General features: G+C 65.8%; 18 protein-coding genes. All 18 read right to left on the bottom strand.

Going from position 1 to position 21,500, the window contains the following annotated elements; translation table 11 throughout:
• Window positions 1–11 precede the first annotated feature (11 nt).
• The 18 genes from tilS to rpsB all read right to left on the bottom strand — a co-directional run bounded on the left by tilS (window position 12) and on the right by rpsB (window position 21,196).
• Window positions 12–1,313 carry a tRNA lysidine(34) synthetase TilS gene (gene tilS / locus HOP59_RS00555; protein ID WP_234252415.1) on the bottom strand — a complete coding sequence of 434 codons (1,302 nt, stop codon included), beginning with the start codon at window positions 1,311–1,313 and terminating at the stop codon, window positions 12–14.
• The gene (accA, locus tag HOP59_RS00550) at window positions 1,297–2,250 is read right to left on the bottom strand and encodes an acetyl-CoA carboxylase carboxyl transferase subunit alpha (RefSeq protein WP_234252414.1); all 954 of its coding nucleotides are present in this window, start codon (window positions 2,248–2,250) and stop codon (window positions 1,297–1,299) included. The genes tilS and accA overlap by 17 nt, the downstream gene beginning before the upstream one ends.
• A gap of 473 nt (window positions 2,251–2,723) precedes the next feature.
• On the bottom strand, window positions 2,724–6,227 hold the full coding sequence (gene dnaE, locus HOP59_RS00545; protein ID WP_010630144.1) for a DNA polymerase III subunit alpha: 3,504 nt from the start codon (window positions 6,225–6,227) through the stop codon (window positions 2,724–2,726).
• A gap of 212 nt (window positions 6,228–6,439) precedes the next feature.
• The gene (gene rnhB / locus HOP59_RS00540) at window positions 6,440–7,051 is read right to left on the bottom strand and encodes a ribonuclease HII (protein ID WP_010630145.1); all 612 of its coding nucleotides are present in this window, start codon (window positions 7,049–7,051) and stop codon (window positions 6,440–6,442) included.
• Entirely contained in the window at window positions 7,048–8,271 is a 1,224-nt protein-coding gene (gene lpxB, locus HOP59_RS00535; protein WP_010630146.1) for a lipid-A-disaccharide synthase, read from the bottom strand. Before lpxB ends, rnhB begins: the two co-directional genes overlap by 4 nt.
• A gap of 23 nt (window positions 8,272–8,294) precedes the next feature.
• Window positions 8,295–9,062 carry an acyl-ACP--UDP-N-acetylglucosamine O-acyltransferase gene (lpxA, locus tag HOP59_RS00530; RefSeq protein WP_010630147.1) on the bottom strand — a complete coding sequence of 256 codons (768 nt, stop codon included), beginning with the start codon at window positions 9,060–9,062 and terminating at the stop codon, window positions 8,295–8,297.
• Complete coding sequence (gene fabZ, locus HOP59_RS00525; RefSeq protein WP_035592045.1) at window positions 9,059–9,502, bottom strand: 3-hydroxyacyl-ACP dehydratase FabZ; 444 nt, start codon at window positions 9,500–9,502, stop codon at window positions 9,059–9,061. The genes lpxA and fabZ overlap by 4 nt, the downstream gene beginning before the upstream one ends.
• Before the next feature lie 119 nt (window positions 9,503–9,621).
• Window positions 9,622–10,662 (bottom strand): UDP-3-O-(3-hydroxymyristoyl)glucosamine N-acyltransferase, encoded by a 1,041-nt coding sequence (gene lpxD, locus HOP59_RS00520; RefSeq protein WP_234252412.1) that lies wholly within the window; start codon window positions 10,660–10,662, stop codon window positions 9,622–9,624.
• A gap of 45 nt (window positions 10,663–10,707) precedes the next feature.
• Window positions 10,708–11,214 (bottom strand): OmpH/Skp family outer membrane protein, encoded by a 507-nt coding sequence (locus tag HOP59_RS00515; RefSeq protein WP_010630150.1) that lies wholly within the window; start codon window positions 11,212–11,214, stop codon window positions 10,708–10,710.
• Window positions 11,215–11,239: 25 nt separating this feature from the next.
• On the bottom strand, window positions 11,240–13,582 hold the full coding sequence (bamA, locus tag HOP59_RS00510; protein WP_010630151.1) for an outer membrane protein assembly factor BamA: 2,343 nt from the start codon (window positions 13,580–13,582) through the stop codon (window positions 11,240–11,242).
• A 122-nt stretch (window positions 13,583–13,704) separates the two neighbouring features.
• Entirely contained in the window at window positions 13,705–15,063 is a 1,359-nt protein-coding gene (gene rseP / locus HOP59_RS00505) for a sigma E protease regulator RseP (protein ID WP_234252410.1), read from the bottom strand.
• Window positions 15,064–15,127: 64 nt separating this feature from the next.
• Window positions 15,128–16,321, bottom strand: coding sequence for a 1-deoxy-D-xylulose-5-phosphate reductoisomerase (gene ispC / locus HOP59_RS00500; protein WP_234252409.1), 1,194 nt, complete (start codon window positions 16,319–16,321; stop codon window positions 15,128–15,130).
• A 16-nt stretch (window positions 16,322–16,337) separates the two neighbouring features.
• Entirely contained in the window at window positions 16,338–17,138 is an 801-nt protein-coding gene (locus HOP59_RS00495) for a phosphatidate cytidylyltransferase (protein ID WP_234252407.1), read from the bottom strand.
• A complete protein-coding gene (gene uppS / locus HOP59_RS00490; RefSeq protein WP_026038332.1) occupies window positions 17,131–17,907 on the bottom strand; it encodes a polyprenyl diphosphate synthase in 777 nt (258 codons plus the stop codon). Before uppS ends, HOP59_RS00495 begins: the two co-directional genes overlap by 8 nt.
• Window positions 17,908–17,965: 58 nt before the next feature.
• On the bottom strand, window positions 17,966–18,523 hold the full coding sequence (frr, locus tag HOP59_RS00485) for a ribosome recycling factor (RefSeq protein WP_010630157.1): 558 nt from the start codon (window positions 18,521–18,523) through the stop codon (window positions 17,966–17,968).
• 4 nt (window positions 18,524–18,527) lie between these two features.
• Window positions 18,528–19,289 carry a UMP kinase gene (gene pyrH / locus HOP59_RS00480; RefSeq protein WP_010630158.1) on the bottom strand — a complete coding sequence of 254 codons (762 nt, stop codon included), beginning with the start codon at window positions 19,287–19,289 and terminating at the stop codon, window positions 18,528–18,530.
• Between the two features lie 115 nt (window positions 19,290–19,404).
• Window positions 19,405–20,274, bottom strand: coding sequence for a translation elongation factor Ts (tsf, locus tag HOP59_RS00475; protein ID WP_010630159.1), 870 nt, complete (start codon window positions 20,272–20,274; stop codon window positions 19,405–19,407).
• Window positions 20,275–20,449: 175 nt separating this feature from the next.
• Window positions 20,450–21,196, bottom strand: coding sequence for a 30S ribosomal protein S2 (gene rpsB / locus HOP59_RS00470; protein ID WP_010630160.1), 747 nt, complete (start codon window positions 21,194–21,196; stop codon window positions 20,450–20,452).
• Window positions 21,197–21,500: the final 304 nt, after the last annotated feature.

Here is a 21,500-nt window from a genome sequence, read left to right as displayed (position 1 = left end):
CTCGCTACGGACTACGCTCTCGCCACAGAACACCACCCAGCCGCCACGGCCAGCCAGCGCCCTTCCGGCAGCAGCAGCGCCGCTACCGGGGTCTGCTCGTGCCAGACCACCGCGACACGCTCCCGCGCCCAGGGCGGCACCAGAGCCTCCTGCAGCAGACGTTTGAGGTCGCGGCTGCCACGCCAGGCAAGGCGCAGTCGCTCGCCGCCCTGGCGAGCCTTCAGCGTCAGGCGCACCGGGGGGCCCTCGACGGGCGCCAAGCCGACACCGATCTCGCCCCAGGGCGACACCAGCGGTGCCCTGCCGTCCCATTCGAGGGTCCATTCCGGCATCAGCGATTCACAAGAGGGCAGCAGGTAGAGCTGGCCGCGCCAGATGCGCGCCTCGGCGCCGCTCCAGCTCACCCGGACCTGGGCGTCGCTGCGCGCCTCGAGCTGCTCGAGCAGCGTTTCGAGACGACCCGCCGGCGGTGTGGACACACCCAACCGGCGACAGGCGTGACGCAACAGCGAGCGCCGCCGAGGCGTAGAAAGCCTCAGCAACGCTTCAACGCCGAGGCAACCCGGGTCGTCGCCCAGCGCAGCGAGGTCGCCTGCGGCAAGCTCCTCGAGCAGTTGCTCCGCCTCGCCGGCAAGCCGGGCGCTGCCGGCCAGGGCTGTGGCCGCCTGGGGCCAGCGCGACTGCAGCAGCGGCAATACGCTGCCACGCAGGAAGTTGCGGTCCAGCGCCTCATCGGTATTGCTGGGGTCATCGACCCAGCGCAGCCCGAGCCGGGCCGCCTCGGCTTCGAGCTCGCTCCGTGAGCGTGTCAGCAGCGGGCGCACGAGGCGTCGCCCTTGCCACTCGCGTTCCGCCGGCATGCCCGCCAGGCCGCGTACGCCGCTGCCGCGCAGGGCGGCGAGCAGAAAGGTTTCCGCCTGATCGTCACGATGCTGGGCCAGCAGCAGCGTCTCACCCGGTGCCACACGGCGGGCGAACGCCGCGTAACGCGCTTCCCGCGCCGCCCCCTCGAGCCCCAGCCCGGCGTCACGCTCGACCGCGACGCGCTCGACGAAGAGCGGCACGCCGAGCCGTGAGGCAAGCCGACGGCAGTGCCGCTCGAAGCCATCGGCGGCACTCTGAAGGCCATGATGAACGTGCAGGGCGTGCAGCGGGCGGGGATGACGCCGACAGGCCTGGGCCGCCAGCGTAAGCAGCAGGCTCGAATCCAGCCCGCCGGAGAGTGCCACCCAGACGACACGCCCCGGCGGGGTCTCCGCCAGGGCGTCGTCGATCAGGGCTTGCAGCGATTCTCTCTTATGCCGGGGCGCCATAGCTCATCAGACGCTCATAGCGTCTTTCAAGAAGAGCATCGGTCTCCATCGCCTCGAGTCGATCCAGGCTCGCCAGCAGCGACTCCTTGACCCGCTCGGCGGTGACGAGGGGCTGACGGTGGGCGCCGCCCAGCGGCTCCTCGATCAGGGTATCGACGAAACCCAGCTCCTTGAGCCGTTCGGCGGTAATGCCCATGGCCTGAGCCGCATCGGCGGCTCGCTCGGCGCTCTTCCACAGGATCGAGGCGCAGCCTTCCGGCGAGATGACCGAGTAGGTGGAGTACTGCAGCATGGCGAGCTCATCGCACACGCCGATGGCCAGGGCGCCACCGGAGCCTCCCTCGCCCACCACGGTGGAGAGGATCGGGGTCTTGAGCCGCGACATCACCGCCAGATTGTAGGCGATGGCCTCGCTCTGGCCGCGCTCTTCGGCATCGATGCCGGGGTAGGCGCCGGGGGTGTCGATGAAGGTCAGCACCGGCATCTTGAAGCGCTCGGCCATCTCCATCAGGCGGCATGCCTTGCGGTAGCCCTCGGGGCGCGGCATGCCGAAATTGCGCCGCACCTTCTCCTTCACCTCACGCCCTTTCTGGTGACCGATGACCATCACCGGACGATCGTCCAGCCGGGCGACGCCGCCGACGATGGCCGGATCGTCGGCGAAGCGACGGTCGCCGTGCAGCTCATCGAAGTCGGTGAAGATGTGTTCGAGGTAGTCCAGCGTATAGGGGCGCTGGGGGTGACGCGATAGCTGGGAGACCTGCCAGGGGGTCAGGTCCTTGAAGATCGACTCGGTGAGCTTGCGGCTCTTCTCCTCCAGGCGGCTGATCTCGTCGCTGAGGTTGAGCTGGCTGTCGTTGCCGACCAGGCGCAGCTCTTCGATCTTGGCCTGGAGTTCGGCGATGGGCTGTTCGAAATCGAGGTAGTTGGGATTCATAGTGGCTGGGCCGCCTTGTCTTTGCTGTCGCCGGGGCATGATGAACGCTGTTCGCCCCGGAAGCCATAAAATCGAATGTCGGGCATTATCGCACCCTCAACGCACGGCGCAAGGCGCGGAACAGCGGCTTTTCCGGCGACAGGTCTCTGCGGAGGCGCTGTGAACCCATCCCTGGGCGCTATTTTTGCCCTGCTTCGCTCTCGCATCCTGCTCCGCTTGCAGGACCGGGGCTGGCCATCCATGGCCAGCCCGTTCGGAGCAGTGCTCCTCACCCATGGCAAAAGACCTCCGCTGCGACCTGTCCCCGGCGCCGCTCGCAGCACTGGCGGTTAGAGCTCAGGCCTTGCGCGAAAGTCGTCGAGCGACGGCCAGACAAGGCAAAAAACGGCGCAAAAGCGGAGTTTACTTTAGTAAATGAGCATTTTAAGCCGTTTTTTAACGCCGTATGGCCGAGCGCAGACACTTTCGCAGGTCTAGCGGTATTTGAGGCGCACGCCATCTTGCCCCTCTACCTCGCGCAGCGCGATCAGCAGCTCGTCACTGGGGGCCACGCGCCACTGCGCATCCAGCTCCAGCCAGCCGGCGGCGGCTTCGTTGCGGTAGCGCAGACGCACCGGCAGGCCGCCGTCGTCGCGGTGCGGCACGAGGCTCTCGCGCAGGCTCTCCACCAGCCGGCCGTTGACCCGGGTGCCGTCCAGCGACAGCTCCACCGCCTCGCCGTAGCGGGCGCGGGCGGCCACCATCGGCGTGACCTCCTTGCCGCGCAGGCGCAGCCCGCCGGAGAAGTCGTCGCTGGAGACCTCGCCCTCGACGATCAGCACCTGATCGGCCTCGATCTGGCCGCGCAGCTGATCGTAGATCTCGCCGAACAGCGAGGCCTCGATGCGCCCGGTACGGTCGTCCAGTGTAATGAAGGCCATGGTGTCGCCGCGCTTGGACTTCATGGTGCGCACCGCCACCACCAGACCCGCCACCCGCTGCGGCTCCCGCGACGGCTTGAGATCGACGATGCGGGTGGAGACGAAGCGGGCAAGCTCCTTCTCGTACTCGTCGATGGGATGGCCGGTGAGGTAGAGCCCCAGGGTCTCCTTCTCGCCGGCCAGGCGCTCCTTGTCGGTCCACTCGCGGGCGCGGCGGTAGGCCTCGTAGGGATCGCTCTCGGCCTCGTCGTCGGCGAAGGCTTCGCCGAACATGTCCATCATGCCCAGGCTCTGATTGCTCTGGGTCTGCGCCGCGGCTTTGAGGGCATCCTCGAGGGCGGCGGCGAGCACCGCTCGATTCGGCCCCAGGTTGTCCAGCGCACCGGAGCGGATCAACGCCTCCAGGGTGCGCTTGTTCATGCGCTTGGGGTCGACCCGGCGGCAGAAGTCGAACAGGTCGCTGAACGGGCCGTCGGCCTCGCGGGCCTCGACGATGGCGCCGATGGGCCCCTCGCCCACGCCGCGAATGGCGCCCAGGCCGTAGACCACGCGACCCTCGGTATCGACGGTGAACTTGTAGCCGCCGATGTTGACGTCCGGCGGCGTCACGGTGAGGCCGATGCGCCGCGACTCCTCGATCAGCGGCACCACCTTGTCGAGGTTATCCATTTCGGTGGACATTACCGCGGCCATGAACGGGCCGGGGTAGTGGGTCTTGAGCCAGGCGGTCTGGTAGGAGACCAGGCCGTAGGCCGCCGAGTGCGACTTGTTGAAGCCGTAGCCGGCGAACTTCTCCACCAGGTCGAAGATGTTGCCCGCCAGCTCCTTGTCGATGCCGTTGGCCGCACAGCCTTCCATGAAGCCGCTGCGCTGCTTGGCCATCTCCTCGGGCTTCTTCTTGCCCATGGCACGCCGCAGCATGTCGGCCTGACCCAGAGTGTAGCCGGCCAGCACCTGGGCGATCTGCATCACCTGCTCCTGATACAGGATGATGCCGTAGGTGGGCTCCAGCACCGGCTTGAGCCACTCGTGCTGGTAGTCCGGGTGCGGGTAGGCGAGCTCGGCACGGCCGTGCTTGCGGTTGATGAAGTCGTCGACCATGCCCGATTGCAGCGGGCCCGGGCGGAACAGGGCGACGAGGGCGATCATGTCTTCCAGCGAGTCGGGCAGCAGGCGCTTGATCAGCTCCTTCATGCCGCGGGATTCGAGCTGGAACACCGCCGTGGTCTCGGCGCGCTTGAGCATCTCGAAGGTGGGGCTGTCGTCGAGCGGGATGCTGTCGATGTCGAGCGGCCCTTCGCCCTTGACCGCGCGCACCTTGTCGACCATCTCCAGCGCCCAGTCGATGATGGTCAGGGTACGCAGGCCGAGGAAGTCGAACTTGACCAGCCCGGCCTCCTCGATGTCGTTCTTGTCGAATTGCACGACCAGGCCGTTGCCCTCCTCGTCACACAGCAGCGGCGAGAAGTCGGTGAGCTTGGTCGGCGCGATCACCACGCCCCCGGCGTGCTTGCCGGTGCCGCGGGTGATGCCTTCGAGCTTGACCGCCATCTCCCAGATCTCGGCGGCCTCCTCGTCGTTTTCGATGAACTCCTTGAGCGCCGGCTCGGCCTCGATGGCCTTGGCCAGGGTCATGCCCACCTCGAAGGGGATCAGCTTGGAGAGCTTGTCGCCCAGCGAGTAGGGCTTACCCTGGGCGCGGGCCACGTCGCGCACCACCGCCTTGGCCGCCATGGTGCCGAAGGTGACGATCTGCGACACCGCGTTGCGCCCGTAACGGTCGGCCACGTAATCGATCACCCGGTCGCGCTTCTCCATGCAGAAGTCGACGTCGAAGTCGGGCATCGAGACCCGCTCGGGGTTGAGGAAGCGCTCGAACAGCAGGTCGTACTCCAGCGGGTCGAGGTCGGTGATCTTCTGTGCGTAGGCCACCAGCGAGCCGGCACCCGAACCGCGCCCCGGCCCCACCGGCACGTCGTTGTCCTTGGCCCACTTGATGAAGTCCATCACGATCAGGAAGTAGCCGGGGAAGCCCATCTGAATGATGATGTCGAGCTCGAAGTCGAGGCGCTCGCGATAGCGCTTGTCGATCTCGGCGTACTCGGCGCCGTCGCGGGGGTATTTCTCTACCGGGTAGAGGAAGTCGAGACGCTCGTCGAGGCCGTCGTGGGAGACCTTGCGGAAGAATTCGTCCTGGGTCATGCCCTCGGGGATCTCGAACTCCGGCAGGAAGATCTCGCCCAGACGCACGTCGACGTTGCAACGCGCGGCGATCATCACGCTGTTCTCGAGCGCCTCGGGGATGTCGGCGAACAGCTCGGCCATCTCCGCCGGGCTCTTGAGGTACTGCTCCTCGGTGTACTTGCGCTCGCGGCGCGGGTCGTCCAACGCCTTGCCTTCGCCGATGGAAACGCGGGTCTCGTGGGCCCAGAAGTCGTCACGCTCGAGGAAGCGCACGTCGTTGGTGGCCACCACCGGCGTGCCCGTGGTCACGGCCAGCTCCACCGAGAGGTGCACGCACTCCTCCTCCAGCGGCCGCCCGGTGCGGGTCAACTCCAGGTAGAAGCGCTCCGGAAAGGCCGCCTGCCACTCCTCGAGCAGCGTGCGTGCCTCGTCGCGATGGTCGGCCAGCAGGTGGCGACCGATCTCCCCTTCGCGACCGCCGGAGAGGGCGATCAACCCTTCGCTCTGCGCCAGCACCCAGGCTTTCTCCAGCACTGCCCTGCCCTGGCGCTGCCCCTCCATCCAACCCCGCGAGATCAGCTCGGTGAGGTTGCGATAACCGGTGTCGTTCATCGCCAGCAGGGTCAGCCGGTAAGGGTGCGTCTCGTCATGCGGATTGGCGAGCCACAGGTCGGCGCCGATGATCGGCTTCAGCCCGCTGCCCTGGGCACCGCGGTAGAACTTGACCAGGCCGAACAGGTTGGCCTCGTCGGTCACGGCCATCGCCGGCATGCCACGCTCGGCAGTGGCCTTGATCAGCGGCTTGAGCCGTACCAGACCGTCGACCAGGGAGTACTCGGTGTGGACGCGAAGGTGTACGAAGGGCGTGGTCATAAGAGGCTCGGGGCTTGGCGGTAAATGGTCGACACGAAAAACAGGCTATCGGGCCTGCGATATAACTCAAATCCGCTCGGGCTGATCCGGCGATAGGCCTTCGCGGGGGCGCTGTGAATACATCCTTGTAAGCTACTTTTGCCATCCATGGCAAAAGACCCCCGCTACGACCTATCCCCGGCGCCCTCGCTGTATTGGGAGCGACTCATGGACTAAAGCAGCTCGAGTTGTCCTTTCAGCGGAGCGAAGGAACGGCGATGCTCGGGCAAAGGCCCGAGGCGCTCCAGCGCGTCCAGGTGCTCGGGCGTGGCATAGCCCTTGTGGCGGGCGAAGCCGTACTCGGGGAAGAGCGCGTCGAGCGCCACCATCTGGGCGTCGCGGGCCACCTTGGCAAGGATCGAGGCCGCAGCGATGGCCGGATGCCGGGCGTCGCCCTTGACTATCGCCTGACCGGGCACATGATGCCCAGGCAGTCGGTTGCCGTCCACCAGCAGGTACTCCGGCACCAACGGCAGCGCATCGATCGCCCTGCGCATGGCCAGGTGGGTGGCATGGTAGATGTTCAGCTCGTCGACCTCGGCATGGCACGCCTCGGCCACGGCGAAGGCCAGTGCCTTGTCGCGGATCTCCGCGTCCAGCTCCACGCGACGCTGCGGCGTGAGTTTCTTGGAATCGGTCAGGCCGGCGATGGGGCGCAGCGGGTCGAGAATCACCGCCGCGGCCACCACCGCGCCGATCAGCGGTCCGCGGCCCACTTCGTCGACGCCGGCCAGCAAGTGGCCCTGGTAGTCGATGACCAGTTGGGGAAAGGCAGACTCGCTCATGTCTCGCTTCTCCTGGCCTCTACCTCGGGATCGGCTGTCATGGTATCGCTTGCCACCGACTCGGGCAGCGGCCGCCCCGCCACCACGGCCTCGATGGCCTCGACCGCACGAGCGCTGGCGTTGCGCTGCAGCCCGGCATGCATGGCGGCGAACCGCGCTTCGAGGGCGGCACGCGTCTCGCCGTCATCGAGCAGCGGACCGATGCGCGCGACGATTGCCTCGGCCGTGAGTGCATCCTGGATCAGCTCGGGGATCAAGGTCTCCTGAGCGATCAAATTGGGCAGCGAGATCCACGGCGTCTTGACCAGGCGCTTGGCCAGCCAGTGGGTCAGCGGCGCCATGCGATAGCCCACCAGCATCGCGCGGTGACACAGCATGCCCTCAAGCGCCGCCGTACCCGAAGCGAGCAGCACGGCATCGCTGGCCACCATGGCCTGTCGCGCACGTCCGTCGAGCAACACGGCTCGCTCGCTCAACAAGGGCCGGTGTTCGAGCAGCGCTTCGAGCTCGGCGCGGCGCAGCGGGGTGGCCGCCGGTATCACGACGCGCAAGTCGGGGCGTTCGCGACACAGCCGCTCAGCGGCGTCGAGAAACGTCTCGCCGAGAAAGCGGATCTCGTTGGCCCGGGACCCCGGCAGCACGGCCAGCACCGGCCCGTCGGGCGGCAAGCCGATTTCCTCTCGTGCGGCACCACGGTCGTTGGCCAGCGGCAGCTCGTCGGCCAGCGGATGGCCGACGAAGGCCACCGGTAGATCATGCTTCTCGTAGAAGGCGGCTTCGAAGGGCAGGAAGGTGAGCATGGCATCCACCGAGCGGACGATGCCCTTGACCCGCCCCTGACGCCAGGCCCACACCGTGGGACTGACGTAGTGCACGGTGGTGAGCCCCGCCTCGCGCAGCTGACGCTCGAGGCCGAGGTTGAAGTCGGGCGCATCGATACCGATCATCACGTCCGGCTGCCAGGCCAGGGCATCGGCGCGCAGCGCACGGCGCACCCGAATCAGCTCCGGCAGATGCTTGAGCACCTCGACCAACCCCATGACCGAGAGCGTCTCGAGAGGAAAACGGCTGTCGATGCCCTCGGCGATCATCCCCGGCCCGCCGATACCGCGGAACTCGACACCGGGGTGACGCGCCTTGAGCGCCCGCATCAGGCTGGCACCGAGCAGGTCGCCGGACATCTCGCCGGCGACGATGTAGACACGCGCTAACTGGCTCATATCGGACCCGTTTCGACGTCCGCTCAGCGAACGATGCCGCGCGTCGAGACCTCGATGGAAGCGGCAAAGGCCTCGGTTTCGGGCAGGGCGTAGCGGTTGCGGATCTCCTCCAGCGCCTGGGCCACGGTCAGGCCCTGACGATAGACCAGCTTGTAGCACTCGCCCAGTGCCTTGATCGCCTCGGTCGAGAAGCCCCGGCGCTTGAGGCCGACCAGATTGAGCCCATGAGGCCTGGCCGGACTGCCATTGATCATCAGGAAGGCCGGCGTGTCCTTGGTGATGATCGAACCGCCTCCCGCCATGGCGTAGTCGCCGAAATGGCAGAACTGATGAATGGCCGAAAGCCCACCGAGAATGACGAAGTTGCCCAGGGTCACATGCCCGGCAAGCGTGGCCTGGTTGGCCAGCACGCAGTCGTTGCCGATGACGCAGTCGTGCCCGACATGCACGTAGGCCATGAACAGGTTGCGCGAGCCGATGGTGGTCTCGCCGCGATCCTGAGCGGTGCCACGGTGCAGGGTCACGCCCTCACGGATGACGTTGTCGTCGCCCATCACCAGCCGGGTCGGCTCACCGGCGTACTTCTTGTCCTGGCAATCCTCGCCTACGGAAGCGAACTGGAAGATCCGGGTCCGGGCTCCAAGCACGGTCGGCCCCTTGACCACCACATGCGGGCCGATACGACTGCCGGGACCGATCTCGACATCCGGTCCGATCACGCTGAAGGGACCGACTTCCACGTCCTCGGCAAGACGAGCCCCAGGATCGACGATGGCGGTGCTATGTATCAAGAAACCTTCCTCTCGGCACAGATGATGTCGGCCTCGCAGGCCAATTCACCCTCTACGGTAGCACGACAGGCGAACTTCCAGATGCCGCGCTTTTCACGTTCGACCTTAGCTTCCAGCTTCAGGCGATCGCCCGGCATCACCGGCCGCTTGAAACGCACGTTGTCGCTACCCACTAGATAATAGACGTAACCGTCAGCAGGCAGCTTGTTGACGGTCTTGAACCCGAGAATACCGCATACCTGGGCAAGCGCCTCGAGCACCAGCACACCGGGCATGATCGGATGGTGAGGAAAATGACCGTTGAAGAACGGCTCGTTGATGCTGACGTTCTTGTAGCCCACGATGGATTCGCCAAGGCTCAGCTCCGTCACCCGATCGACCAGCAGAAAAGGGTAACGGTGCGGCAGATAATCACGAATCTCGTTGATGTCCATTACCATCGTAGCGACCTCTGAAATGAAGTAGGGAAGCCTTGGCGAACGTCCAGCAAGCGTCGCGCCCGGCTTCCCGAAAGCCTGCAAACGGCAGGCGAGGAATTATAACGCCGCCCGATCCTGCCTCAACCCTGCTGATCGCGCTTCTCGAGACGCGCCAAACGCCTTGCCATGTCGTCGAGCTGCTTGAAACGTACCGCATTCTTGCGCCACTGGGCGTTGGACATGGCACCGGTACCCGACGAGTAGACCCCCGGCTCGTGGATCGAGTTGGTCACCAGACTCATGCCGGTGACCTGCACGCCGTCGCAGATCGTCAGGTGCCCGGAGAGCCCCACACCACCGCCCAGCATGCAGTTCTTGCCGACCCGTGTGGAGCCGGCGATGCCCACGCAGCCGGCCAGGGCGGAGTGGTCGCCGATACGCACGTTGTGGGCGATCTGCACCTGACTGTCGATCTTGACGTCGTTGCCGATCACGGTGTCGTCCAACGCGCCCCGGTCGATGCTGGAGCAGCTGCCCACCTCGACGTCGTCGCCCAGCACCACCCCGCCCAGCTGAGCGATCTTGTGCCAGCGCCCGCCGTCGTGGGCGAAGCCGAAGCCGTCGCCACCGATCACGCAGCCGCTGTGCAGAAGGGCACGCTTGCCGATGATCACGCCATGACAGACGGTGACGTTGGCGTGCAGCCGCGACTGGTCACCGATGCATGAACCCGCCCCGATGAAGCTGCCGGCCCCTACCACCACCTCGTCGCCGAGCTCCACCCCGGCTTCGACCACGGCGTTGGGGCCGATCTCGACCCGCGCCCCGAGCACCACGTCCTCCGCCACTACCGCCGTGGGATGGATACCGCCCACGGGAGCGGCCAGGATCGGGTCGAACAGCTGGGACAGGTGGGCATAGCCGAGATAGGGATTCGCCAGCTCCAGGCGAGCCACCGGGCAGGCGGCACCATGCTCGGGGTGGAGCAGCACCGCCCCGGCTCGACAGTTGGCGAGGTCCTTGATGTAGGAGCGATTGGCGACGAAAGCCACCTGATCGGGGCCGGCTTCCTTGAGGGTCGCCAACCCCCTGATGCGGCGACTGCCGTCGCCGATCAGTTGGGCACCGAGCCGCTCGGCGAGCTCGGTCAGTGTGTATTGCGGAGTAGCAGGGTGCGTCATGGAAACCCGTATCGACAACGTTTCGGCAGCGCGCTGCCGAGTGGATCAATTGAGCGAGTTGAGTATTTCGATCACTTCACCCGTCAGGTTGGGCAGGTCCCGCTCGGAGTGCAATACGCCCTGGGGCTCCACCAGCACCTGCACATTGTGCCGCGAGATCACCTGCTCCACGGCCCGCTCCAGCTTGGGCTCGGCTTCCTGCAGGAAATTCTGCTCGGCGCGCATCTGCTCTTCCATGATCTGCTGACGCAGCTGTTCGAAGCGACTGCCCTTCTGCTGGAACTCCTGGATCAGCGAGCGACGCTGATCATCGGGCAGGCTGTCGCCCTCCTGCTGCAGGCGCCGCTGCAGCTGGGACAGCTCCTGCCCCAGCGACTGCGCCTCCTGCTGCTGGCCGGCAAGCCGGCTCTCCAGTTGCTCCATCGAGCGCTGGGCGGCATTGGAAGAGAGCAGCGCCCCGCGCCAGTCGAGAACGGCCACCTCGGTCGAATAGGCCGGCGCAGACAGCGCGGCGAACAGACCCATGCACAAAAAGAGCGTCAACTTGCGCATTCAAATTACTCCTTGAGGAGCCGGATCAGAAGGTCTGTCCCAGCGAGAATTGGAAGAACTGGGTATTGTCGCCGCTCTTGTCGTTGAGCGGCTCGGCGATGCTGAAAGTCAGCGGGCCCACGGGCGTCAGCCAGGAGAGCCCCACACCGATGCTGTAGCGCAGCTCGCTCAGATCGACGCCGGAGGAGCAGTTCGACGGCCCGTCGCCTTCCATGATGTCATAGCAACTGGTCAGGAAGGTGTTGCCGGCATCGAGGAAGAAGCCGGTCTGCAGCGAGCGCTGATCCTCGACGAACGGCAGCGGGAAGAGCAGTTCGGCGCTGCCTTCGATCAGTACGTTGCCGCCCAGGGTGCGGTCGCGCCCGGCCTCGCGCGGGGTGGTGCGCTCGCCCAGGGTGTTGGCGGTGAAGCCGCGCACCGAGCCAAGACCGCCGGCGAAGAAGTTCTCGTAGAACGGATAGGGATCGCTGCCGATGCTGTCGGCGTAGCCCAGGGTGGTGCCGAACTTGAGCGCCCAGGTCTCCTCCTCGTTGAGAGCGAAGAGCTGCTGGGCGCGGGCGCGCAGCTTGTAGTAGTCGGCGTCACTGCCCGGCGCGGCGGTCTCCAGCGACAGGCGCTGATAGTTGCCCGAGGTGGGCATGATGCCGCGGTTGAGGTTGTTGCGCGTCCAACTGGCGGTGAGCTTGAGGCTCTGGGCGTTGTCGCCCTGGTCCTCGACGTAGCGCACGATTTCCGACGCCGTGTCGCGATAGGTCTTGACCGTCAGGTCTTCGATGCTGGCGCCGAAGTTGAGGCGCGACAGCTCACTGACCGGATAGCCGAAGTTGATCCCCGCGCCGTAGGCGTCGGTGGAGTAGGTCGAGATATCCGAGTCTTCGAAATCGGTCTCGCGATAGAAGACGTTGTAGCCGCGCGAGATGCCGTCCAGAGTCCAGTACGGGTCGGTGAAACCGAAGTTGACACTGGTGAAGGTGTCGCTGCGCTGGGCGCCGATGTTGACCCGGTTACCGGTACCCAGGAAGTTGTTCTGGGCCAGCGAGGCGCCGTAGATCACCCCGGCGCTCTGCGAGAAGCCGATGCTCGCCGAGATCGAGCCGGAGGGCTGCTCCTCCACCGTGTAGGTGACGTCGAGCTTGTCCGGCTCGCCAGCCACAGGCTGGGTTTCCACCTCGACCTGACGGAAGAAGCCCAGACGCTCCAGGCGACGGCGCGACTGGCTGATCGAGTCGGTGGAGGCCGGCGCCCCCTCCATCTGGATCATCTCACGACGCAGCACCTCGTCCTGGGTGGTGGTGTTGCCGATGAAGTTGATTCGCCGCACGTAAGCACGACGACCCGGGTCGACACGCACGGTCAGGTCGACGGTGGAACCGTCGGCGCGCGGCTCGGGTATGCCGTCGACCCGGGCGAAGGCGAAGCCTTCGGCACCCAGGCGCGAGCGCAGCGCCTCAGTGGAAGCGGTGACGTTGCTGCGCGAGAAGATCTCTCCGCTCTCCACCTGCAGCAGGTTGCGCGCCTCACGCTCGCCGATCTGCAGATCGCCGACGAAGCGCACGTCGCCCAGGCGATACTGGCTGCCCTCGTCGACGTTGACGGTGACGAAGATCTGCGACTTGTCCGGGCTGATCGAGACCTGGGTCGAGGTGATGTCGAAATTGACGTAGCCGCGGTCCAGGTAGAAAGAGCGCAGACGCTCCAGGTCGCCGGCCAGCGCCTCGCGGGAGTACTCGTCGCGGGAGAACCAGCCGAAGAAGCGCCCGGGGCGGTCGTTGAGCTCGAACACGTCACGCAGCTCGTCGTCACTGAACTGACGATTGCCGACGATGTTGATCTGGCGAATCTTGGCCACGGCACCTTCGTTGATCTCGATATCGACCTGGACGCGGCCTTCGTCGATCTCGCGCACGTTGGTCTCGATCCGGGCGCTGTAGCGCCCCTGGGCCTGGTAGACGCCCTCCAGCTCGCGCTGAATGTCCTCGAGAGTCGAGAGCTGAAGCACCTGGCCTTCCGCCAGCCCGCCCTCGCGCAGACCGCGGCGCAGGTCCTCCTCGGAGAGCCGACGGTTGCCGCTGATGTTCAGCCGCGAGATGGTCGGTCGCTCGACGACCTGGATGACCAGCACGTCACCGTCGCGAGCAAGCTGAATGTCGTCGAACAGACCGGTGGCGAACAGGCTGCGCGCCGCCTCGGCCAGCTCGCGATCATCCACTCGGTCTCGTGCGCTGATGGGGAAGGCGTTGAAGACGGAGGCGGCGGATACCCGCTGCAGCCCCTCCACGCGAATGTCGGTTACTTCGAAGGATTCGGCCAGCACCGTACCGGAACCGGCCAGCAGCAGAGCCGCCAGTCCAAGGGTCTTGATATTCATGCAGTCGCTTCGCTCGCGTTGATCCGCCTGCCTGTACAGACAGGCACCATATACATATGTGCGGGTGACTGACAAGGCGGAGCGCAGCTCCACCTCCCTGTGCCTCCCGTTGGAGGCGCACGCTACCAGAGACGCATCAGATCGAAATAGAGCGCCATCAGCATCAAAGTGCCGACCATTGCCAATCCGATTCGCAATCCCAGCGCCTGAGCCCGCTCCGATACCGGCCGGCCGCGGACGGCTTCGACGAAATAATAAAGCAGGTGGCCACCATCGAGCACCGGTATCGGCAGCAGATTGAGCACCGCCAGGCTGATGGAGAGATAGGCCAGGAAGCTGACGAAGGTCTCCAGCCCCGTACGGGCCGTATCCCCCGCCATCTGGGCGATGGTGATGGGTCCGGAAAGATTGGTCGGCGAGATCAGCCCCACCAGCATCTTGCGGATCGCATCCAGCGTCAGCACCGTCATCTCGCCGGTGCGGTTCACTGCCTGCCCCAGCGCAGCCACGGGGCCGTAGCGGATCTCGCGCCGGAACTCCTCGGGCCACTCCACCGGCTCCACCCCGGCGCCCACGTAGCCGATGGTACCGCCCGTCTCGAGTTCGCGGCTGCCCGGAATGAGCGTCAACGTTACAGGCTCGCCGTCGCGCTGCACCTCGAGCTCCAGCGTTTCGCCGGGGTTGGCCCGCACCACGCTGACGAAATCCATCCACTCCGCGATGGGCGCCCCATTGACGGACAAGAGTTCGTCGCCCGGCTGCAGCCCCGCCTCGGCGGCGGCCTGACCATCCAGCACCTGGCCCAGCACCGCGGGAATACGCGGCTGCCAGGGCGTGATGCCCAGCGTGGCCAGCGGCTGGGGCGGATCCTGGCGCACCAGGTAGTTCTCCACTGGCAGGCGGTACTCCTGCGCGCTCGAGCCAGCGTCGTCACGTGCATCGATGGTCAGCTCACCGCTGGCACCGATGTGGGCGATCAGGCGCAGGTTGATCTCGTCCCAGGAGCGCACGCCGTTGCCCTGCACCGAGACGATCTCCTGGCCGCTCTGCAGACCGCTGCGAGCCGCCGGGGAATCGGGCGCCACCTCGCCCACCACCGGTGCCACCGTGGTGGTGCCGGCGACGAACAGCGCCCAGTAGGCGACGATGGCAAGCAGGAAGTTGGCCAGCGGCCCGGCCGCGACGATGGCGATACGCTGCCATACCGTCTTGCGGTTGAACGTTTCGTGGAGCTGATCGTCGGGTACCGGCGCCTCGCGCTCGTCGAGCATCTTGACGTAGCCGCCAAGGGGAATCGCCGCCACGACGAACTCGGTCCCGTGACGGTCGGTACGGGACCAGAGCGCCTTGCCAAAGCCCACCGAGAAGCGCAGCACCCTGACACCACAGCGGCGCGCCACCCAGTAATGGCCGAACTCGTGGAAGGTGATCAACAGCCCCAGCACCACGATGACGGCCAGCACGTTCTGGATCAGGCCCAATACAGCCTCCTTGAAATGACTACTACGTCGGCGAAAAGCGGCTCAGCCTCTCTTCAACCCCGATTCAGCCCCGCTCCAGCCAAGTGTGCGCCGCCTGCCGCGCCCGGGCGTCGGCGCCGAGCACGGTTTCCAGGTCATCGCCGCTCTCTGCCGGCAGTGCCGTGAGAACCTCGCCCACCAGCTCACCGATTCCCGGAAAGCTCAAGCGCCCCGCCAGGAAGGCGTCGACGGCCACTTCGTTGGCACCGTTGAGGATCGCCGGTGCCGTACCGCCCTCCCGCATCGCCTCGCGCGCCAGCCGCAGACAGGGGAAAGCCGTCTCGTCGGGCGCTTCGAAATCGAGCCGGGCGATCTGGAACAGATCCAGCGCCTCGACGCCGGCTTCGATACGCTCCGGCCAGGCCAGGCCGTAGGCGATCGGCGTACGCATATCCGGATTGCCCAACTGCGCCAGTACCGAGCCGTCGCTGTAGGCGGCCATGGAGTGGATTACGCTCTGCGGATGCACCACCACCTGCACCTGCTCCGGCCGGGCATCGAACAGCCAGCACGCCTCGATCAGCTCCAGCCCCTTGTTCATCAGAGTGGCGCTGTCCACCGAGATCTTGCGCCCCATCGACCAGTTGGGGTGGGCGCAGGCCTGCTCCGGCGTCACCGCCGCCAGGCGCTCCCGCGACCAGCCGCGAAACGGCCCGCCAGAGGCGGTCAGCAGCAACTGGGTGACGCCGTGACGAGCCAGACCGCCACGGTGCTCGGGTGGTAGACACTGGTAGATGGCATTATGTTCGGAATCGATCGGCAGCAGCGTGGCACCATGGCGCGACACGGCGTCCATGAACAGCGCCCCGGACATCACCAGGGCTTCCTTGTTGGCCAGCAGCACCCGCTTGCCGGCGCGCACCGCGGCAAGCGTCGGCAGCAGCCCCGCGGCGCCGACGATGGCCGCCATCACCACGTCCACCTCGGTGTCGCTTGCCACCTCGATGAGCGCCTGCTGCCCGGCCCGCACCTCGGTGGCCAGACCCGCCTGCAGGAGGCGCTCACGCAGCCAGGCGGCATCGTGCTCCTCGTCGAGCACGGCCAGGCTGGGTCGATGGCGCAAACACTGGGTCAGCAGCGCCTCGCGGGAGCGGTGGGCAGTCAGCGCATGCACCCGGTAACGTTCGGGGTGGCGTGCGATCACGTCCAGCGTGCTGGTGCCGATGGAACCGGTCGCGCCCAGCACCGTCACGCCCTGTTGCCGGCGAGAGTCGCTCATCTCACGGCGATCCACGCTACAGGACCCCGAGCGAGAGCAGCGCGAACAGCGGCACCGCGGCGGTCAGGCTGTCGATGCGGTCGAGTACGCCGCCGTGGCCCGGCAGCAGGTTGCTGGAGTCCTTGATACCGCGGAAGCGCTTGAGCATGCTCTCGAAAAGATCGCCCATCACCGAGACCAGCGTCACGATCGCCGTGACCACGACCAGCCCCAAGCCAGCCGCCGCACCCAACCCCTGCCAGGTGGCAAATACCAGCGCCAGCATCAGCGTCACCACCAGCCCGCCGGCCACGCCTTCCCAGGACTTGCCCGGACTGACCGCCGGCGCCAGCTTGCGCCTGCCCCAGGCGCGACCGCTGAAATAGGCGCCGATATCGGCCCCCCATACCAGCAGCAGCACGTAGAGCAACCAGATGCCGCCGGTATCGCGCAGCACGTTGAAGCCGACCCAGGTCGGCAGCAGCACCCACAGCCCCATGCTCAGGCGCATGGCCATGGACTGCCACTGCTCACTTCGCGCAGGGTACTGAACGATCCAATAGAGATTGACCAGCCAGCCAGCCACGGCCAGCCACAGGAGCCCGACCGACAGCGCAGCGCCTGCTGCCCACAGCACGAGCATCAGCAGCGCCATGCCCGCCACCAGGGCCAGCCGCCGGGTCGTCTCGCTCACCCCGGCCAGATTGGTCCATTCCCAGGCGGCCAGCAGCACGATGCCGCCGGTGAAGAGGGCAAAGGCACCGCCCGTAAGGCCGAACAGTCCGGCCAGCATCAGCGGCGCCAACCATGCCGCCGTAATGACTCGCTGTCTAAGCACCTTCAGCCTCGATCTGTTCGTCGGTCATACCGAAGCGGCGCTGCCGTCGGCGGAAGTCGTCCACTGCCAGGTCGAAGGCATCGCCATCGAAATCGGGCCACAGCAGCGGCGTGAAATAGAGCTCGGCATAGGCCATCTGCCACAGCAGAAAGTTGGAGATGCGCTGTTCGCCGCTGGTGCGGATGCACAGATCCACCGGCGCCTCATCGGCCAGGCAAAGCTCGCCCTGCACGGCGTACTCATCGACCGCAGCCGGATCCAGCTCCCCGGCCGCAGCACGCTCGGCCAGACGGCGCGCCGCCATGGCAATGTCCCAGCGACCGCCATAGTTGGCCGCGATCACCAGATGCATGCGCTGGTTGTCGCGGGTCAGCGCCTCGGCCCTGTCGATGTGCTTCTGGATCGAGCTGGAGAAGGCGGAGCGGTCGCCAATCACCGAGAGCCGGATGCCGTTCTTGTGGAGCTTCTTCACTTCACGCTTGAGCGCGAGGAGAAACAGCTCCATAAGAGCGCTCACTTCAGCCTCGGGGCGACGCCAGTTCTCGCTGGAGAAGGCGAACAGCGTCAGGGTCTCGATGCCGCGCTCGGCGGCGCGCCGGATCACCGCCCGCACGGCCTCGACGCCGGCATGATGGCCACGGATACCGGAGAGCCCTCGCGCACGCGCCCAGCGGTTGTTGCCGTCCATGATGACCGCCACATGGCGCGGCAGGCCGTCGCCGGGGGGCTTCGGTGGCATCTTCGATGCAGAGGTCTGCGCTGACGTCATGATGTCTCGCAATGGCGGTGGGAGATCCGGGTGGCCAGGCAGGGCCACCCGGCGCTGCTCAGACCTGCATCAGGTCGTGTTCCTTCACTTCGAGCTGCTTGTCGATCTCGCCGATGTACTTGTCGGTCAGCTTCTGGATCACGTCTTCGGCACGGTGCTGCTCGTCCTCGGAGATCTCTTTCTCCTTGAGCAGGGCCTTGAGATCGCTGTTGGCATCGCGGCGTACGTTGCGCACCGCCACGCGGGCGTTCTCGGCCTCGGAGCGGGCCTGTTTGATGTAGCCCTTGCGGGTCTCTTCGGTGAGCATCGGCATCGGCACACGAATCACGTTGCCGGCGCTCGACGGGTTGAGGCCCAGGTCGGAGGTCATGATCGCCTTCTCGATCTTGGGCACCATGTTCTGCTCCCAGGGCACCACGGAGAGGGTGCGGGCATCTTCGATGTTCACCGAAGCGACCTGGTTGAGCGGCACCTGGCTGCCGTAGTAGTCCACGGTGACTGAGTCGAGGATGCTGGAGTGAGCACGCCCGGTACGAATCTTGTTGAAGTTGGCATGAAGGGCCTCGAGGCTCTTCTTCATGCGACTTTCTGCATCTTTCTGGATGTCATTGATCACGGTGTCAACCTCTGTCTATCAGCGTGCCTTCCTTGCCGCCCACCACCAGATTCAGCAGGGCGCCCGGCTTGTTCATGTTGAAGACGCGAACCGGCATGTCATGGTCCCGCACCAGGCAGATAGCGGTCAAATCCATGATGCCGAGCTTCTGGTCGAGCGCATCATCGTAGCTCAGATGATCGTACTTGACTGCATCGGCGTGCTTGACCGGATCCTTGTCGTAGACCCCATCCACCTTGGTGGCCTTGACCACCACATTGGCGTCGATCTCGATGCCGCGCAGACAGGCGGCCGAGTCCGTGGTGAAGAAAGGATTGCCGGTACCGGCGGAGAACAATACCACGTCGCCGGAGGTGAGGTAGCGAATCGCCGTGCGGCGGTCGTAGTGCTCGACCACGCCGCTCATGGGAATGGCCGACATCACCCGTGAGCGGATGTTGGAGCGCTCCAGCGCGTCGCGCATGGCCAGGGCGTTCATCACCGTGGCCAGCATACCCATGTGGTCGCCGGTGACCCGATCCATGCCCGCTGCGTTGAGCGCCGCGCCGCGGAACAGATTGCCGCCGCCGATGACGATACCGACCTGTACACCGATACCCACCAGTTGACCGATCTCCAGCGCCATGCGGTCGAGCACCTGCGGATCGATGCCGAAATCGTGCTCGCCCATCAGCGCTTCGCCGGAGAGCTTGAGCAGGATGCGCTTGTACTTCGACTTGTCGGTACGGGGCTTGGCGAGGCTGTCGACGTGATCGGTCGGGGGCATGGCAACTCTCCTGGCGTCAAGGGGATGAAGCTACTCTACTACGTCCGGCGCGGGAGCCGGATACGAGAAGGCGTGCGCTCTCGCGCACGCCGTTCTCGAGCTGGAACCTCTGACCTTAGCGACGGCCAGCCTGTTCCATGACTTCCTTGGCGAAGTCGACCTCTTCCTTCTCGATGCCCTCGCCCACTTCGAAGCGGGTGAAGCCAAGCACCTCACCGCCGGCGGCCTTGACGAACTCGGCCACGGACTGGTTCGGATCCTTGACGAAGGGCTGCTCGGTCAGGCTGTTCTCGGCCAGGTACTTCTTCAGGCGGCCTTCGACCATCTTCTCGGCGATCTGCTCGGGCTTGCCGGCCATGTCGGGCTGAGCCAGGATGATCGCCTTCTCCTTGTCGAGCTGCTCCTGAGGCATGTCCTCGGGAAGCGCCACGGCCGGGTTGATCGCGGCCACATGCATGGCAACGTCCTTGGCCACTTCGCTGTTACCGCCCTTGAGCACGGTGAGCACGCCGATGCGGCCGCCGTGGACGTATTCGCCCACCAGCGCGCCTGCCGGCGCCTCGACGACGGCGCAGCGACGCACACCGATGTTCTCGCCGATCTTCTGCACCAACTGCTCGCGAGCGCTCTCGAGCTCGCCGGCCATCACGGCAGCCACGTCCTCGCTCTTGGCGGCGAAGAAGGCGTCGGCGACCTTGTCGGCGAAGGCCTTGAAGTTGTCGTCGCGTGCGACGAAGTCGGTCTCGGAGTTGATCTCGACCACCACGCCGTAGCTGCCGTCTGCGGCGACACGGGTCACCACGGTGCCTTCGGCGGCGGTACGGCCGGCCTTCTTGGCGGCCTTCAGGCCGGAGCTCTTGCGCAGGTTCTCGATGGCGAGTTCGATGTCACCACCCGCTTCGGTGAGTGCTTTCTTGCACTCCATCATGCCGAGCCCGGTACGCTCGCGCAGCTCCTTGACCTGGGAAGCGCTGATCGCTGCCATGGTAATTCACCTCTTGGTAAGTGGAACCCGGGTTGATCCAGGTTCGACCTGGGAATAAGGGCGCCGGGCCCGAAGGCCCGGTGAACACTCGCTCCGCCGTGGCGGAACGGTAGCGGGCGGACGCACTGGGCGACCGCCCTGCCGAGCCGGCACTGCCGGCTCGAGCAACGCGCCGTTACTCGGCGGCGGCAGTAGCGTCGCCGCTTTCACCCTCGGTGACCTCGACGAACTCGTCGGGACGACCTTCTTTCGCACGCGCACAGGCGTCGGCAATCGCCTTGACGTAGATCTGGATGGCGCGAATGGAGTCATCGTTGCCGGGAATCACGTAGTCGACGCCGTCCGGATCGGAGTTGGTGTCCACCACGCCGATGACCGGGATGCCGAGCTTGTTCGCCTCGTTGATGGCGATGCGCTCGTGGTCCACGTCGATGACGAACAGCGCGTCGGGCAGACCGCCCATCTCCTTGATGCCGCCGATGGAGCGCTCGAGCTTGTCCTGCTCGCGAGTCGCCATCAGGACTTCTTTCTTGGTCAGCTTGTCGAAGGTGCCGTCCTCGCGCATGGTCTCGAGGTCGCGCAGACGCTTGATCGACTGACGGATGGTCTTGTAGTTGGTCAGCATGCCACCGAGCCAGCGGTGGTTGACGAACGGCATGCCGACGCGATTGGCTTCTTCCTTGATGATCTTGCTCGCGCTGCGCTTGGTGCCGACGAACAGGATCTTGTTGTTGGAAGCGGCCATCTTCTCGACCACGTCGATCACCTCGTTGAGGGCCGGCAGGGTGTGCTCGAGGTTGATGATGTGGATCTTGTTACGAGCGCCGAAGATGAACTTGCCCATCTTCGGGTTCCAGTAACGGGTCTGGTGACCGAAGTGTGCGCCTGCCTTGAGCAGGTCACGCATGTTGACGTGTGCCATGGATGACTCCTGAAAATCGGGTTAGGCCTCCACGCACCCCATGGATCCGACCGCCGGGAAGAACCGCGGCAGCACCCGGGACCATGTGCCGGTACGTGTGTGTTTTCAAGGCTGTTGAGTTAACGGCTCGAGTCGTGCTGCGCCAGGCGCTTGGGCGACTCGCCGCCGACGCCGTCGCTGCCTCGCCGGCCGGCCGTTTGGCCTGGACCCTGACGATTGCAGGAAAGCGCGCGGCTTTATACCATAGTTCATCCACGAGATGAAGTCGCCCGCCGCCTTATCCCATGCTGCCGGCACTGCCATT

It is taken from the genome of Billgrantia aerodenitrificans, assembly GCF_021404405.1.
GTDB classification, from domain to species: domain Bacteria; phylum Pseudomonadota; class Gammaproteobacteria; order Pseudomonadales; family Halomonadaceae; genus Halomonas; species Halomonas aerodenitrificans.
This window is presented reverse-complemented; position numbering and strand designations above follow the sequence as displayed.

Bases quoted from the DNA above. Each gene is read 5' to 3' on its own strand.
- dnaE (WP_010630144.1), bottom strand. From the start codon at position 6,227: ATGACCACGCCCTTCGTACACCTTCGCGTCCACACCGAGTACTCCCTG.
- accA (WP_234252414.1), bottom strand. From the start codon at position 2,250: ATGAATCCCAACTACCTCGATTTCGAACAGCCCATCGCCGAACTCCAG.
- bamA (WP_010630151.1), bottom strand. From the start codon at position 13,582: ATGAATATCAAGACCCTTGGACTGGCGGCTCTGCTGCTGGCCGGTTCC.
- tilS (WP_234252415.1), bottom strand. From the start codon at position 1,313: ATGGCGCCCCGGCATAAGAGAGAATCGCTGCAAGCCCTGATCGACGAC.
- tsf (WP_010630159.1), bottom strand. From the start codon at position 20,274: ATGGCAGCGATCAGCGCTTCCCAGGTCAAGGAGCTGCGCGAGCGTACC.
- fabZ (WP_035592045.1), bottom strand. From the start codon at position 9,502: ATGGTAATGGACATCAACGAGATTCGTGATTATCTGCCGCACCGTTAC.
- HOP59_RS00515 (WP_010630150.1), bottom strand. From the start codon at position 11,214: ATGCGCAAGTTGACGCTCTTTTTGTGCATGGGTCTGTTCGCCGCGCTG.
- lpxB (WP_010630146.1), bottom strand. From the start codon at position 8,271: ATGAGCCAGTTAGCGCGTGTCTACATCGTCGCCGGCGAGATGTCCGGC.
- pyrH (WP_010630158.1), bottom strand. From the start codon at position 19,289: ATGCCCCCGACCGATCACGTCGACAGCCTCGCCAAGCCCCGTACCGAC.
- uppS (WP_026038332.1), bottom strand. From the start codon at position 17,907: ATGACGTCAGCGCAGACCTCTGCATCGAAGATGCCACCGAAGCCCCCC.
- rnhB (WP_010630145.1), bottom strand. From the start codon at position 7,051: ATGAGCGAGTCTGCCTTTCCCCAACTGGTCATCGACTACCAGGGCCAC.
- ispC (WP_234252409.1), bottom strand. From the start codon at position 16,321: ATGAGCGACTCTCGCCGGCAACAGGGCGTGACGGTGCTGGGCGCGACC.
- lpxD (WP_234252412.1), bottom strand. From the start codon at position 10,662: ATGACGCACCCTGCTACTCCGCAATACACACTGACCGAGCTCGCCGAG.
- rpsB (WP_010630160.1), bottom strand. From the start codon at position 21,196: ATGGCACACGTCAACATGCGTGACCTGCTCAAGGCAGGCGCACACTTC.